Origin of the sequence: Tabrizicola thermarum (genome assembly GCF_003574395.1) — a bacterium.
Classification (GTDB): Bacteria; Pseudomonadota; Alphaproteobacteria; order Rhodobacterales; family Rhodobacteraceae; genus Tabrizicola; species Tabrizicola thermarum.
The window spans coordinates 125,247-139,802 of record NZ_QMJY01000082.1 but is presented as its reverse complement, the minus strand read 5'-3'; the positions used below and the strand labels follow the sequence as shown (position 1 = coordinate 139,802).

16 protein-coding genes are annotated in these 14,556 nt (G+C 66.6%); 5 read left to right on the top strand and 11 right to left on the bottom strand.

All coding sequences use genetic code 11. The annotated features are described in order from the left end of the window. Position 1: 1 nt before the first annotated feature. Positions 2 to 613, top strand: a complete 612-nt coding sequence (locus tag D5084_RS15970) for a TetR/AcrR family transcriptional regulator (RefSeq protein ID WP_238382680.1) — start codon at positions 2 to 4, stop codon at positions 611 to 613. A 353-nt stretch (positions 614 to 966) separates the two neighbouring features. Here the strand turns inward: D5084_RS15970 and D5084_RS15965 are convergent, their stop codons facing one another. The 10 genes from D5084_RS15965 to D5084_RS15915 form a co-directional block, all read right to left on the bottom strand. Next, positions 967 to 2,040, bottom strand: a complete 1,074-nt coding sequence (locus D5084_RS15965) for an ABC transporter ATP-binding protein (RefSeq protein WP_202910078.1) — start codon at positions 2,038 to 2,040, stop codon at positions 967 to 969. A 23-nt stretch (positions 2,041 to 2,063) separates the two neighbouring features. Further along, positions 2,064 to 2,870 carry an ABC transporter permease gene (locus tag D5084_RS15960; protein WP_128516494.1) on the bottom strand — a complete coding sequence of 269 codons (807 nt, stop codon included), beginning with the start codon at positions 2,868 to 2,870 and terminating at the stop codon, positions 2,064 to 2,066. Continuing rightward, entirely contained in the window at positions 2,867 to 3,736 is an 870-nt protein-coding gene (locus tag D5084_RS15955; protein WP_128516493.1) for an ABC transporter permease, read from the bottom strand. Before D5084_RS15955 ends, D5084_RS15960 begins: the two co-directional genes overlap by 4 nt. Before the next feature lie 158 nt (positions 3,737 to 3,894). After that, the gene (locus tag D5084_RS15950) at positions 3,895 to 4,155 is read right to left on the bottom strand and encodes a hypothetical protein (protein ID WP_128516492.1); all 261 of its coding nucleotides are present in this window, start codon (positions 4,153 to 4,155) and stop codon (positions 3,895 to 3,897) included. A 120-nt stretch (positions 4,156 to 4,275) separates the two neighbouring features. Then, positions 4,276 to 5,679 (bottom strand): aminotransferase-like domain-containing protein, encoded by a 1,404-nt coding sequence (locus D5084_RS15945; protein ID WP_128516491.1) that lies wholly within the window; start codon positions 5,677 to 5,679, stop codon positions 4,276 to 4,278. Beyond that, positions 5,672 to 6,676 carry a CatB-related O-acetyltransferase gene (locus D5084_RS19005; protein WP_238382679.1) on the bottom strand — a complete coding sequence of 335 codons (1,005 nt, stop codon included), beginning with the start codon at positions 6,674 to 6,676 and terminating at the stop codon, positions 5,672 to 5,674. Before D5084_RS19005 ends, D5084_RS15945 begins: the two co-directional genes overlap by 8 nt. 138 nt (positions 6,677 to 6,814) lie before the next feature. After that, complete coding sequence (gene rpsI, locus D5084_RS15930; protein WP_128516490.1) at positions 6,815 to 7,297, bottom strand: 30S ribosomal protein S9; 483 nt, start codon at positions 7,295 to 7,297, stop codon at positions 6,815 to 6,817. Positions 7,298 to 7,299: 2 nt separating this feature from the next. After that, on the bottom strand, positions 7,300 to 7,764 hold the full coding sequence (gene rplM / locus D5084_RS15925) for a 50S ribosomal protein L13 (RefSeq protein WP_128516489.1): 465 nt from the start codon (positions 7,762 to 7,764) through the stop codon (positions 7,300 to 7,302). A gap of 256 nt (positions 7,765 to 8,020) precedes the next feature. Beyond that, a complete protein-coding gene (locus D5084_RS15920) occupies positions 8,021 to 8,797 on the bottom strand; it encodes an SseB family protein (RefSeq protein ID WP_162302459.1) in 777 nt (258 codons plus the stop codon). Positions 8,798 to 8,801: 4 nt separating this feature from the next. Continuing rightward, positions 8,802 to 9,386, bottom strand: coding sequence for a uracil-DNA glycosylase family protein (locus tag D5084_RS15915; protein WP_128516487.1), 585 nt, complete (start codon positions 9,384 to 9,386; stop codon positions 8,802 to 8,804). A 124-nt stretch (positions 9,387 to 9,510) separates the two neighbouring features. On the opposite strand from D5084_RS15915, the gene D5084_RS15910 reads away from it, so the two are divergent. From D5084_RS15910 to kdsA, 4 genes are all read left to right on the top strand, one after another. Further along, positions 9,511 to 10,731, top strand: coding sequence for a Na+/H+ antiporter NhaA (locus tag D5084_RS15910; protein ID WP_162302454.1), 1,221 nt, complete (start codon positions 9,511 to 9,513; stop codon positions 10,729 to 10,731). 129 nt (positions 10,732 to 10,860) lie between these two features. Next, the gene (locus tag D5084_RS15905; protein ID WP_128516485.1) at positions 10,861 to 11,514 is read left to right on the top strand and encodes an ABC transporter ATP-binding protein; all 654 of its coding nucleotides are present in this window, start codon (positions 10,861 to 10,863) and stop codon (positions 11,512 to 11,514) included. After that, positions 11,498 to 13,276 (top strand): KpsE/RkpR family capsule polysaccharide export protein, encoded by a 1,779-nt coding sequence (locus D5084_RS15900; RefSeq protein ID WP_128516484.1) that lies wholly within the window; start codon positions 11,498 to 11,500, stop codon positions 13,274 to 13,276. The genes D5084_RS15905 and D5084_RS15900 overlap by 17 nt, the downstream gene beginning before the upstream one ends. Before the next feature lie 22 nt (positions 13,277 to 13,298). Continuing rightward, positions 13,299 to 14,129, top strand: a complete 831-nt coding sequence (gene kdsA, locus D5084_RS15895) for a 3-deoxy-8-phosphooctulonate synthase (protein ID WP_128516483.1) — start codon at positions 13,299 to 13,301, stop codon at positions 14,127 to 14,129. A gap of 103 nt (positions 14,130 to 14,232) precedes the next feature. Here kdsA and D5084_RS15890 read toward each other — a convergent pair whose 3' ends face one another. After that, positions 14,233 to 14,547, bottom strand: coding sequence for an ArsR/SmtB family transcription factor (locus D5084_RS15890; RefSeq protein ID WP_128516482.1), 315 nt, complete (start codon positions 14,545 to 14,547; stop codon positions 14,233 to 14,235). Positions 14,548 to 14,556: the final 9 nt, after the last annotated feature.

Sequence of the window (14,556 nt, the reverse complement as noted above, 5' to 3'; positions counted from 1 at the left end):
CGTGAAGCGGGGGTATCACCACGGGAATCTGCGGCAGGCCCTGGTCGAGGCGGCACTTGAGCTGATCGCCGAGAAGGGGCCGCAGGGGTTCACCCTGTCCGAAGCCGCCAAGGCCGCGGATGTGACCCCGGCGGCGGTCTACCGGCATTTCGCCGGGCGGGACGATCTGCTGGCCGAGGTGGCGCGGCAGGGGTTCGACATCTTCGCGGCGCTCCTGGAATACGCCTACGACGAGGGGCGGCCTTCGGCGCTGGCGGCGTTCGAGGCGACGGGGCGGGCTTACCTCGCCTTTGCCCGGAAGTATCCCGGCCATTACCAGGCGATGTTCGAAAGCGGGCTCCAGCCGGGGAAGCATCCCGATCTCGCCTCGGTTTCCGGGAAAGCGAGGGCGACGTTGGACCGGGCGGCGGAGGGCCTTGTGCGGGGTCTGCCCGAAGGCAGGCGGCCACCGGGCTCGATGATTTCGGCCCATGTCTGGGCGATCAGCCACGGGGTGGTGGAGCTGTTCCTGCGCGGCAACGGCGGCCCCCAGCCCTGGCCGCCGGAGGACCTGCTGGAGACCGGGATCGGGATCTATCTGCGGGGGCTGGGGCTGTTGTCGCCCGACCGCTGAGTGGGCGCCGCGCGCGGTCACTTCTTGCTTTGCAGGAAAATCAAGGGGTTGGTTGCGGGCGTTCAGAAAGCGTTAGCCTTCTTCGCCGATCTGCCCCGAACCGAACGTTTTCGCGCCGTCGCAGGCCAGGGTGGGTGCACACCGTCAGGATGTCGGCAGGAGGCAGCCGGTCGAGCGGCGCGCAGACCGATGGCAAGGTGGGCTTCGGGCGCGTCATCGCCAGGGAGCGATGGACGGGCGAGGCTGCGGCAAGGGCCCTGCCCCGCGCCGCAGACGGCCCGTAGTCTTCAAGAACCAAGGCTGGGCGCCTTCAAAGGCCCTGGTCCGATATCCTTCAAGACATCGGCCCGGCCCTAGCGGAAGAGGACGAGGGCCGAGGGGCTCCAGGCGACGCGGACCTTTTCGCCCACGTCCAGCACCGGGCGGCCGGGGACGTTGCGCATCGACAGGCGCACTTCCACGTCCGTCCCGCCAAGATAGACGTCGTAATAGGTCATGTCGCCGAAGTAGATCACCTCGTCGATCACACCGTCCGTCTCGCGTTCCGACGGCTTCTGGTCGTCGTAAAGCAGGGTCAGCGTCTCGGGGCGAAGGCCGACGACGGGGCTTTCGCCCGCCTTGGCCGGCGCCTGGGCGATGTCCAGCATCACCCGGCCAAGGCCCTTGGCATCGACTTCGACGGCGTTGCCGGTTTCGGACAGGATCTCGGCCGGGACGAAGTTCATCGTGCCGATGAAGTCGGCGACCTTCTTCGTGGCCGGGCGGCGGTAGAGGGTTTCGGGGTCGGCAAGCTGGGCGATCTCGCCCTCGAACATCACGGCGATGCGGTCGGACATGACCAGCGCCTCTTCCTGGTCATGGGTGACGAGGATGAAGGTGATGCCGACCTGACGTTGCAGCTTGATGAGCTCGACCTGCATGTGTTCGCGCATCTTCTTGTCGAGCGCGGAGAGCGGTTCGTCCAGCAGCAGCACCTTGGGCTTCAGAATCAGCGCCCGCGCGAGGGCCACGCGCTGCCGCTGGCCGCCGGACAGCGCGTGCGCGGCGCGGTTGCCATAGCCCTTGAGGCCCACCATCTCCAGCGCCTCGGCGACGGCGCGGGCCTTTTCCTCCTTTGATCGCGGGTCCTTGCGCAGGCCGAAGCCCACGTTCTCGGCCACCGACATGTGCGGGAAGATCGCGTAGCTTTGGAACACCATGTTCGTCGGCCGGACGTTGGCAGCCACCCCGGCCATGTCCTTGCCGTCGATCATGATGACACCCGAGGAGATGTCCTCGAACCCGGCGATGGTGCGCAGCAGCGTGGTCTTGCCGCAACCGGAAGGGCCGAGGAGCGAGAAGAACTCTCCCGCCTTGATCGTGCCGTTGATCCCGCGCAGCGCGTGGTAATCGCCGTAGTATTTGTGGACGTCCTTGAATTCGATCATCGTCGGACGGTCATCGGAAAAGGTCACAGGAAGCCTCCGGTATCTTTGCCGCCAGCCTTGGCGATGCCGCGGCGGCGCATGTATTCGGCGAAGCCGAGCAGGATGATCGACATGCAGACCAGAACCGTCCCCAGGGCCAGCATCGAGGGCACCTTTGCGGGGAAACGGAACTGGCCGAAGATGTAGACCGACAGGATCGGCTGGCCCGAGCCGAGGAAGTTGGCGACGATGAATTCGTCGAAGGCGATGGTGAAGCAGATCAGGAAGCTGGACAGGATCCCGGGCATCACCAGCGGCAGGACGATCAGGCGGAAGGTGGACCATTGCGTTTCGCCGAGGTCCATCGCGGCCTCTTCCAGCGAGCGGTCGAGCGACTGGAATGCCGAGGTCAGGATGGCCACGGCGAAGGGGGTGCAGATCAGCACCTGGCCGATGATGACGGTGAAAAGCGACAGCGGCACGCCCATCGACAAGAGGACGACCAGAAGCGCCATGGCCACGATCATCTCGGGCAGGACCAGCGGCAGCATGATGAGCCCCATGATCGCCGCCTTGCCGGGGAAGCGGTAGCGGACCGAGGCGCGGGCGGCGAAGATGCCGAGGATCGTCGAGAGCGTGGCCACCGACAGCGCGATGATGAGGCTGTTCTTGGCCGCGATGCGCAGGTTCACGTCGCTGAACATCTCGCGGAACCAGCCGAGCGTGAAGCCGGTCAGCGGGAAGGCCACGACCTTTGAGTCGTTGAAGGCGAATATCGGCAGAAGGATGATCGGGCTGTAGAGGAAGACAAGGTAAAGAAGCGTGAAGCTGCGCAGCCAGGGGGCCTTCATTTCTGGCCCCCGATGAAGCGGCGGTTCAGCAGGACGAAGGCAACCGAGACGATGCCCACCATCAGCATCGAGGCCACGGCGAAGGCCGAGCCCTGCGGGAAGTTCTGGAGTTTCAGGAGTTGCGTCTCGATGAAGTTGGCGATCATCGGTTCCTTGCCGTCGCCGACGAGTTTCGGGGTCACATAGTCGCCCACCGTGGGGATGAAGACGATGAGTGCCGCGGCGATCACGCCGGGCATCGACAGGGGCAAGGTCACACGCAGGAAGGTGATCCAGCGGGATTCGCCCAGGTCCTGTCCGGCCTCGAGCAGCGAGCGATCGACCTTTTCCAGGCTGACGAAGATTGGCAGCACGGCGAAGGGGGCGTAGGCATGGGCGAGGACGAAGATGATCGCGGGGATGCCGTAGCTGGAAAAGTTGAGCTGGGTGTTCATGATCCCCAGACCCATCAGCGTCTTGTCCAGCACCCCGTCATAGCCGAGGATCACGAACCAGAGGCTGACGCGGATGATGTAGCTGGTCCAGAACGGGATGGTGATGAGGAAGAGCCAGAGGCTTTTCCGGTCGGGCTTGACGTGGAAGCTGACGAAATAGGCGACCGGATAGGCCAGTATCACGGTGATGAAGGTCACGGTCAGCGCCACCATCAGCGACTTGAACATGATGTAGCCGTAGACCGATTTCGACCAGAGCTGGGCGTAATTGTCGATCGTCAGCGGAAGCGAGACGATGCCGCGTCCGCCGGTCATGACCGAATAGACGAGAACGGTCGCCAGCGGCACGGCCAGCAGGAGAATCACATAGATCGCTGTCGGACTGATCAGCTTGAGGCCCGCCCTGGCCTCGGAACTTGGCGTTGCAGCCATCTTGCCCCCTGTCCGGCTGCGCTTCGGCAGCCTTGTGATTTGATCAAATCTAGCCCAGACATTCACGTCCAGGCAAGAGGGCCATCAATCGGCGGCGAAATCAACCCTGCCGGATGGGCGGACAGGGGCGGATCGTGCCACCCCGGTCCGACCTCTGGTCAGGAGGCGACGCGCTCGATGGCGATCGCACGTTTCTTCAGCTCGTCATAAAGCGTGGGCACCACCCGGATCGAGCCGACCGCGACGCGGAGGGCCTCACTGATGCGGGCCTCGGAGGGATCGTCGCTCGCCACGCGCCAGACCATCCGGCGTGCGACGCCGTCATCGTAGACGATCTCGGTGCTGCCCTGACGGTTCTTGCGCAAACCCAGAAAATCCGCGCCGCCATGCGGAGCGTGGAATGTATGTTGAAGTCCCATTTTTCGGGCTCTCTTTTTTACTGCTCGTGCCGCAAGGGTGCGGCAAGGCGTGCCCTGCGGTCAATCTGGCTTCCAGGCAAATCCGCGTGAGCGAGTCCGATTTGCAACAGGTCTGGAATTTCAGACCAGAAGGTCGGACGGCGGCCGAGCCAGGAGGTCGGCAAGCGTCTGCATGGCGGTCTCGAAGGCCTCGCGCGGGACGCCGGCGGCGATGGCGATGCGGACGGCGTTCGGAGCCCGGCCATGCACAAGCGCATATTCGTCGGCAGACCGCACCAGGACGCCGCGGGTTTCGGCGGTGCGCAGGAAGGTCGAGGCGCGCCAACCCTGTGGCAGGCGCAGCCAGACGAAGGGCACCCCGGGCTGCCAGCCGAGGTCGAAGGCGCCCAGGTGATTGACCAGGATCTGCTGGCGGGCGGAAAACTCGGCCTGCACCTGTTCGCGGATCCGGGCGGCCGCGCCGGACCGGAACAGGCGCAGCATCATCTCGGCCACCGGGCGCGAGAGGGCAAAGAAGCCGTGCTGGGCGGTCAGCCGTCCGGCCTCGCCCATGCCCGCCGGACAGATCACATAGCCAAAGCGGAGAGCGGCGGAGAGGGTCTTGGAGACCGACCCCACCAGCCAGACCCGTTCCGGCGCAAGGGCGCGCAGACTGGGGATGTCGGAGGCGGCGACGGAATAGCAGTCGTCCTCCAGCACCTGAAGGTCGTAGGCGCGGGCGATCTCGGCGATTTCCTGCCGCCGCCGGACCGGCATCCGCCCGGTGGTGGGGTTCTGCGCCTCGGTCGTCAGACACAGGACCTGCGCGCCGTGGCGACGGCAGGCGGCCTCGAGCGCGGCGGGAACGATGCCCTGTTCGTCAAGTTCGACCGGCACCACCTCTGCCCGGGCAGCGCGGGCGGCATAGCGGAATCCGGGATAGGCGAGCTCCTCGATCAGGACGACGGGACGATCCCCGCGCAGGCAGCAGTCGAAGATCAGATGGATCGCGTTCTGCCCGCCATGGGTCAGCGCCACATCGTCCGGGCCGATCGACCCCAGGATGCGGTCGCCCATCCAGCCCACGACTTCGCGGCGGAGCGCCAGTTCGCCGGACTGGCTGGTGTAGTCGAGCCAGCCCTGCCCGGTGCCCTCGGCCATCTCCAGAAGCACCTGCCGGAAGGCCTGGGATTGTCCCATGTCGGGCACCTGAGGCGCGCGCAGATCGACAAGGCCCGTCGCGCCGCCGGTGATCCGCTCGGCGTAAAGCGGCTGGGTCGGGCCAAGGCGCGGCGATTGTGCCGCTACAAACGTGCCCCGCCCGACCGTGGCGGCAAGCAGGCCTTCCTGCGTGGCAAGCTGGTAGGCCCGCGCCACGGTTCCGGGCGTCGTCTGCAGCCGCCAGGCCAGATCACGCACCGTTGGAAGCCGGGAATTCGCCGGCAGATCGCCGTTGCGAATCGCGTCGCGCAGGGCACGCGACAGGGCCAGATACTTCGGTCCGGGAAATTGAGTCAGATCGGGAGACCAAGTTGTATCAGTCACAATAATCCTCTGGCGACTCATTCTGGATTCTCGCTACATTGTTCCTACCGAAACACAGATATTGTATCAATACAAATCGCAGGAGGCATAAATGCCCCAGAGCCAGATTGTCCTTCCCCTTCTTCGGCGCGACACGGTGCTGGCGCGGCTTGTGACGGCTGTCCGTGCCGCCGCGCTGCGCCAACGCGAGCGGCGCCAGCTGGCCGCCCTGGACGCGCATCTGTTGCGCGACATCGGGCTGGATTCGCAGACCGCCGCAAGCGAAGCCACCAAGCCGTTCTGGAAAGCCTGAGACCCAATTCCCCGAGCGTTTCCGCGCTCTTACCCCTGAACTGGGCCGGGTCACACCGGCCCGTTTTTTTTGCTCTCGGCGGCGGGACGGGTCACGGGCGACGATCTCTTCCATCCGGTCCAGGATCGTGTCGTCGGGCGGCATCGACAGAAGCGGCACCAGCTCTCGGATCGTGGCCTGGGAACAGTCCCACCAACGCAGCGCATGAAGCCGGCGCGAAATGGCTTCCTGAAAGCGCGGCCTGATGAGGCGGGCCGGGTTGCCGCCCCAGATCTCGTAGGGGCCGACCGATTTTCCGACGGTGGAGTTCGCGGCAATCACCGCCCCGTCCCCGATCGTCACGCCGGACATGATGGTGACGTTCATCCCGATCCAGACGTCGTTGCCGATGACGACATCGCCATTGGTCTGCGGATGACCGACGATGTCGCGGCCCCCGAAGGCGCCGACGAAGACATGGCCGAAGGGATAGGTGGTGCCCCAGTCAACGCGGTGATTGCCGCCGAGGTAGACGGTCATCCGCCCCGAGACCGAACAGAACGACCCGATGGTGAGGTTCGCCCCTTCGCGCCATTGCAGTATGCCGAGTTTCTTGGTGCCGTAAGTGTAGCGGCCGATCTGAACCTGAGAGTTGCCGACAGTGTAGCGGGTGATCCCGTCCGGGGAGACATCCGCTGCGCTTGCCTTGTCATCCTCGCCGTCCATGTCGTCCCCGATGCCTGTGCTTTTGGCGGGAGACTGGCGGCGCGACCCCGGCAATGCAAGTGGGGGCAATGGAAAAGGCCCGCCGGTCGGGCGGGCCTTCTGTGGTTTGCCGCGCTGCAGCACAGCCCGGGATAGCGGTTAGCGCTTGGAGAACTGGAACGAGCGGCGGGCCTTCGGCTTGCCGTATTTCTTCCGCTCGACCACGCGGCTGTCGCGGGTCAGGAAGCCTGCGGCCTTCAGCGCGGGGCGCAGCGTGGGTTCGTACAGTTGCAGCGCCTTGGAGATCCCGTGCTTCACCGCACCGGCCTGGCCCGAGAGCCCGCCCCCGGCGACGGTCGCGTAGACATCGAACTGGCCTTCCACGTTCGCCACGGTGAAGGGCTGCTTCAGGATCATCTGCAGCACGGGACGGGCGAAGTAGACCGCCATTTCCTTGCCGTTGACCACGACCTTGCCGGAACCGGGCTTGACCCAGACGCGGGCGACAGCATCCTTGCGCTTGCCGGTCGCGTAGGAACGGCCCAGCTTGTCGCGGACGGGAACGCGCGGAGCGGCCTCGACAGCGGCGGGGGCCGAACCGACGGCCGATTTCAGGTCATCGAGAGATTTGATGTCGGCCATGATCACGCGCTCCGGGTGTTCTTCGGGTTCATGGACTTGACGTCCAGAACGGTGGGCTGCTGCGCCTCATGCGGGTGCTGGCTGCCGGCATAGACGCGCAGGTTGGTCATCTGCTGGCGGCCCAGACGGTTGCGGGTGATCATGCGCTCGACGGCCTTTTCCACCACGCGCTCGGGGTGCTTGCCTTCCAGCACCTGCCGCGCGGTCCGCTGCTTGATGCCGCCCGGATGGCCGGTGTGCCAGTAGTAGACCTTTTCGTCGCGCTTCTTGCCGGTCATCTGCACCTTGTCGGCGTTGATGACGATGACATTGTCGCCCATGTCCATGTGGGGGGTGAAGGTCGGCTTGTTCTTGCCGCGCAGGATGTTGGCGACGATCGTGGCGAGGCGGCCCAGAACAACGCCCTCGGCGTCGATCAGGATCCACTTCTTCTCGATGTCCGCCGGAGTAGCGGTGAAGGTTTTCATGGCTTTCCCAAAGAAGAAGGGGGCCAGATGCCCCCGGAAACTCGGATGCAGGCTTATCGCCGAAGGTCCGTGCAGCGTCAAGCGCCACGACAGAGATTTAATCAAGCAAAATCAAAGATCTGCTAGACAGGTATCATTTTACCCCATATTTCGGCTTGCTCTTTTCCCAAATACTCTCGCCGAAGGCCGCCCGAGCCGGTTGGCCGGAACGGCCAGAGGCGAGACATGGGCTTGCGCCGCAAGGCGCTCAATTCGTTCACCGCAGCTTCGGCGGGCGCGCGGGGTCCATGCCGGGGGCAGCGGGGGTCGCGTCCTGAACCTGGGGCGATGGCAGGTCAAAGCGCAGCGCGACGCGGGCCATGACGGCGGCGGCGGGGTCCGAGGCGCGAAGGAAGACGACGTCGAGCTCGCCCGCCTCGATCCCGGAGAACACCAGCGCCTCGTTCATCGCGCGGGCAAGCGCCGCCTCGGCGCCCTCGGCTGCGTCCAGAACCGCCAGAAGATGCCCGCGCCGCCCGTCGCGATAGACGACCCCGGCCAGAAGTGCCGCGGTGGCAAGGCCCCCTGCCCGCGCCAGCTTGGCATCCAGTGCTGCGATCACCGCCTCGGGCACGGAGGGCGGCAGGAAGTCCTGCGGCAGGGCCTGAACCTCCTCCGGCCCGCCGTCCAGCGTTTCGGCCAGCCAGTCCATCGCCTCGGGCGGCAGCAGCATCGACGAAGGTGCCACGCCCAGGTTCACCCCCATGCCGATCCCCTGCCCCTTCAGAAGCCCCGCGATCACCCGGCCCGGCAGAGCGGCATAGGGAGTGATCCCGCCGGTGAAGCTGGCCAGCCGCTCCTCGCTGTCGAAGACCAGGACCACGGGGCCGTCCTCCAGCTGGAACACCTTCGGCTCCAGGCTGTCGCCCTGGGCTTCGCGTTCCAGCAGGATCACCATTTCGCCATCGGCAAGGCGTTCGAAGAAGCGCAGGCGCAGCGCCTCGTTCCCGGGGTCGGCCGAGACGGCGGCGTGGGCGGCATCGAGCGGGGTCACGAGTTCAGACATCCAGCACCTCTCGCACCCGGGCGCGCAGGGCCGGAAGAAGCTCGGCCTGGAACCACGGATGGCGTTTCAGCCACCCCGTATTCCGCCACGAGGGATGCGGCAAGGGAAAGACGCCACGCGAGGCCGGGGCGCGCCAATCGGCCACGGCCTGCGTCACGTCCCGCAGGCCCAGATGCCAGCGGATTGCGGCCCCGCCGACAAGAAGGGTCAGCGGCAGAGGGCCAAGGCTGTCCATCACGCGCGCGCGCCAGGTCTGGGCGCAGATCGGGGGCGGCGGCAGGTCCGCACCCCTGGCGTCATAGCCCGGAAAGCAGAAGGCCATCGGCACGATCGCCACGCGGGAAAGATCGTAGAACTCGGCCTCGCTCACCCCCAACCAGTCGCGCAGCCGGTCGCCGGAGCGGTCGGTGAAGGGCCGCCCGCTGTCATGCACCCGCGCGCCGGGGGCCTGACCGGCGATCAAGAGCCGCGCGCCGGGGCGGAACCAGACGACGGGGCGCGGGCCGTGGGCGGTCGCGGTGGCGGCGAAGCGGTCGGCGCAAAGGCGGCAGGCCCGGATGTCGGCGGCAAGGTCCATCGGCGAAAGCTGGCCGCTTCCACTTGCGGGCGCAAGCCGTCATCCCGGTCGGTCGGCGTCAGTCCCATTGCGGGGCGCGGGATTCCGGGTCAAATGGCCCGAAGACCCTGACGGACCTTGTCTCATGTATCGCGTCTCTTCTTTCGTGCCGCGCCTTGCCCAGGCCCTGCTGGGGGGCGCCGTCCTGGCGACGGTCTGGGTGAACCTGGCCCCCGCCAGCTATTACGACAGCATCGAGTGGCGGCTTCTTGACCTGAACCTGCCGGACTGGCTTGCGCCGCTGCCGATCAGCCTGACGCCGATGAGCCTGGTATCGGACGGGCTGATGGCCCTGTTCCTGTTCGTGGTCGGCAAGGAGCTGTGGGAGGCGCTGGTGCTGGAGCATGGCGCGCTGAAGGGGCGGCAGGCGGTCCTGCCGGTGGGCATGGTGCTGGGCGGCATGATCGGCGCGGTGCTGGTCTGGGTTCTGGTCGGCAGCCTGATCGAGACGGCCGAGGAAGCGGGATTTGCCACGGGCTGGCAAGTGCCGCTGGGGTCGGACGTGGTGCTGTGCTTTCTGGTCGGGCGGGCGATCTTTCCGCGCGGGTCGCTGGCGCTGCATCTCCTGCTGCTTCTGGCGACCGCCACCGACATCCTGGCGCTGCTGATCGCAGGGCTGACCCATCCTGCGGTCTCGCTGCGGCTGGCCTGGCTGGCCCTGCCCGTCGTGGCGGCCCTGGGGGTCTGGCTGGCCTTCGGTCGTCCACCGTCGCCCGACGCGCCCGAGCGGCACCGGCGTGCGCGCGACCGGCTGTTGCCCTATGTGCTTGCGGGGCTGCTGTCCTGGATCGGCGTCGCCGCCTCGGGCCTGCCGCCGGCGCTGGGGCTGTTGCCGGTGATCCCGGCCATCGCCCATGCCGACCGCAGCTTCGGCCTGTTCGCCGAGGTCGAGGAACTGCTGCACGATCCCTTGAACCGTTTGGCGCAGGCGCTGGCCTGGCCCCTGACGGGGATCCTGTTCCTGTTCGGCCTGACGCGCGGCGGGGTCGACCTGTCGGCCTTTGCGCCGACCACGGTGACGGTGCTGGCCGCGCTGTGGCTGGGGCGGCCCGTGGGCATGCTGCTTCTGGGCCTTGGCCTGATCGCCGCCTTGCGCCTGCGCCTGCCGCCGGGGCTGAGCCTGCGCGACATCCTGCGAGTGGTCCTGATCCTGGGCATGGGCTTTACCGTTCCGGTGCTGGCGCTGGATATCGCGCTGCCCGGCGGCGCGATGCAGGAGGCGGCCCGGCTGGGTCTGGCGCTGAGCCTTGCGGCCGGTGCGCTTGCCCTGGCCACCCGTCCGCGCGCAGGCAACACGGATCCGTGAAGGATGCGCCTTTGCCCGCCCGCAAGGCGTGCTTGCCGGGCTCCGGCCCTTTTAAGGCCACAAACCCGATGTTAACGATATGCCACTAATCAGGTCGCAGACGCCTGAGTGCGGGGCGCCGAGGCAGCGATGATCGAGTTTCAAAATGTGTCCAAGTCGTTCTGGACCGGAACGCAGCGCAAGGTGATCCTTGACCGCGCCTCGTTCCGGGTCGATCTCGGCAATTCCATGGGGATCCTGGCCGCGAACGGCACGGGCAAGACCACGATCATCAACATGATGGCGGGTCTGGAAAAGCCGGATGAGGGTGTGATCAGGAAAACCTCGCGGGTGTCCTTCCCGCTGGGCTTCATGGGGGGCGTGAACAACAAGCATTCGGCCAAGGAAAACTGCCGCTATATCGCGCGGCTCTATGGCCTTGACCCCGACTATGTCGAAAGCTTCTGCCGCTGGGTCTGCGGCCTTGGCGAATACTTCGAGATGCCGCTGGCCACCTATTCCTCGGGGATGCGCAGCCGGTTCTCGTTCTCGCTTCTGCTGTCGATCGAGTTCGACATCTACCTGATCGACGAAGGCATGCCCGCCACGGCGGATGTGGAGTTCAACCGCAAGGCCGGGAACATCCTTCAGGAGCGGCTGAAGAATGCCACGGTCATCATCGTCTCGCACTCGCCCAAGACGCTGGAACGGTTCTGCCGGTCGGCCGCGGTCCTGAGGAACGGCAAGCTGTATCAGTTCGAGACCCTAGAAGAAGCGAAACGCCTGTATGACTACCAATCCTAAGGCCGCGCGCTATAACGTCCGCCGGGTCGAACGACCGGCCGCCCCCGATGACGCCGCGTCGGGCGCCGGGATGTTCGACACCCAGGAAGACGGGTTCGGAAACCTGGACTTCCGGCGCGACGAGGACCGGCCGCAGGAGCCTGCGGCGGACGGCGCGGAGCCGACGGGCGCGGCCGCCCCGGGCGGGCAGCAGGTGGCGCAGGGGATGGCCGCGCAAGGCAAGACCACCGACCCCGCCACGCCGGGCCTCCAGCAACCGGTGCCCAAGGCGGAAACGCCGGACCAGATCGAGGCAGCCCTGGCCGCCATTGCGGCCGAGGGCCTGACCAGCCGCCAGCTGCGCCGCGCGATACTGATCGCGCAAAAGCACGGCATCACGCCGAAATCCGAATTTGATGCCGTCCGCCTGCTGCGCGAGGCCGGGATCGACCCGTTCTCGCGCGCGTCGATGCTGCGGATCGTCTCGTCCGGGACCGATGCCGCCTCTGCCGGGGCTGGTGGACCGCGCGAAGCCAGCCGCGAACTGACCCGCCTGCCGGGTGACACGATCCAGCTGCCGAAACGCGCGAAACCTGTCGCCGTGCCCTCGACCGAACAGCGGGCCGAGGTCAATCAGGCGGCGGAAATCCTGCGGATGCAGCAGGACATCGCGCGGCGGCGGCGGCGGCGGCTGGCGCTGCTTGGCGCCCGGATGGTCGCCTTTGTCCTGTTGCCGACATTCCTGGCCGGCTGGTACTTCTACGTGATCGCCACACCGATCTATTCGGTGCGGTCGGAATTCGTGATCCAGCAGGCCGGTCCCGCCTCGTCGGGGGGGTCGCTGGGCGGACTCTTCTCGGGCACGGCTTTTGCGACCTCGCAGGATTCGATTGCCGTGCAGGGCTATCTGCAATCGCGCGAGGCGATGGCGCGGCTGGATCAGGATGGGGGCTTCCGCAGGCATTTCCAGGACACCCGGATCGATCCGCTGCAACGGCTGGCACCCGACGCCACGCTGGAGGCGGCCTACAAGGTCTACCGGAAGTACCTGAAGATCTCGTTCGACACGACGGAAGGCGTCATCCGTATGGACGTGATGGCCGCCGATCCGCAGGTGGCCGCGGAATGGTCGCGCCAGCTCATCAAATATGCCGAAGGCCAGGTCGACCACCTGACCCAGCGCCTGCGCGAAGACCAGATGCGCGATGCCCAGGCGGGTTACGATGCGGCGCAAGAGGCGCTGATGGCCGCGCAGCGCAAGCTGATCGGGCTGCAGGAGAAGTTCAAGATCATCTCGTCCGAAACCGAGGTCGGCCTGATCGTGGGCCAGATCAGCGGGCTGGAGAACCAGATCACGCAGGAACGGCTGTCGCTGGCCCAGATGGAAGCCAACCCCGAGCCGAACCAGGCCCGGATGGAGCCGATCAAGCGCCGGATCGCGACGCTGGAGGATCAGGTGGCCACGCTGCGCGCCCGCCTGACCGAGAACACGGCGGGGGCATCGAGCCTTGCCGAAATCCAGGGTGAATTGCTGATCGCCCAGTCGGATGTACAGACGCGCCAAATGCTGCTGGCCCAGGCGCTTCAGTCGATGGAAACCGCCCGGATCGAGGCCAACCGGCAGGTGCGCTATCTGTCGCTGTCGGTCAGCCCGATCCCCCCGGATGAACCATCCTACCCGCGCGCCTTCGAGAACACGCTGGTCACCATGTTGATCCTTCTGGGGATTTACCTCATGGTCTCGATGACCGCCGCGATCCTGCGGGAACAGGTCTCGTCGTAAGGATCGGACGCGAGGATTGGGCATGAAGGATGTGAAGATCGGCGGGCTGACCGTCGGCAACGACCGGCCGCTGCTGGTCATCGCCGGGCCCTGCCAGCTGGAAAGCCTGGATCACGCACAGATGATCGCGGGCCGGATGGCCGAGGCCTGCCGCGCCGCGGGGGCGCAATATGTGTTCAAGGCCAGTTACGACAAGGCCAACCGCACCTCGCTGGCGGGCAAGCGGGGCCTTGGGATGGAAGCGGGCCTCAGGGTTCTGGAGGCGGTGCGCGGGATGGGGATGCCGGTGCTGACCGACGTCCACGATGCCGGTCAGGCGCGTGAGGCAGCGCGGGTGGTCGACGTGATCCAGATCCCGGCCTTTCTCTGCCGCCAGACCGACCTCCTGCTGGCCGCGGGCGAGACCGGGGCGGTGGTGAACGTGAAGAAGGGGCAGTTCCTCGCCCCGTGGGACATGGCGAATGTCGCGGCCAAAGTCGCCTCGACCGGGAACGAACGCATCCTGCTGACCGAGCGCGGGGTGAGTTTCGGCTACAACACGCTGGTGGCCGACATGCGGTCCTTGCCGATCATGGCGCGGACCGGTTGGCCGGTCATCATGGATGCGACCCATTCGGTGCAGCAGCCGGGTGGGCAGGGCACAAGCTCGGGCGGGCAGCGCGAGTTCGCGCCGGTGATGGCGCGGGCCGCGGTGTCACTGGGGATTGCCGGCGTCTTCATCGAGACGCACGAGGACCCGGACCGGGCCCCGTCGGACGGGCCGAACATGATCCCGTTGGGCGACATGCCCGCTGTGGTCGACAGCCTGATGGCCTTCGACCGGCTGGCCAAGGCCGATCCGCTGCGCGTCTGAGCGGCACCCCGGTGCCGCCGAAACGGCGCCGGGGAACAGCACTGGGGCGGGTTGCGTCATGGCCGGCCAGGCCGCCATCGCCTGTGTCCCCGCCGGGATTGGCCTAGTGGATCCGGCAGAAGGTGTCGCGCAGGACGGAGACGATCGCGGCAACCTCTGCGTTGGCCAGGTGGTAGTAGACGCTCTTGCCCTCGCGCCGCGTGGTCACGATCCCTTCCGCGCGCAGCCGCATCAGCTGTTGCGAGACGCTGACGGGGCTGGTGCCCAGGGCCTCGGCAAGCTGGGTGACGTTCAGATCGCCATCGACAAGGCAGCAGAGCATTTGCAGCCGCCCCTCGTGCGAGAGCGACTTCAGGAGCGCCACCGCCTTTGCGGCCTGCTCGGCCGTCCCGCCGAAGCCTTCCAGAATCTCGGCCATCACATGCTC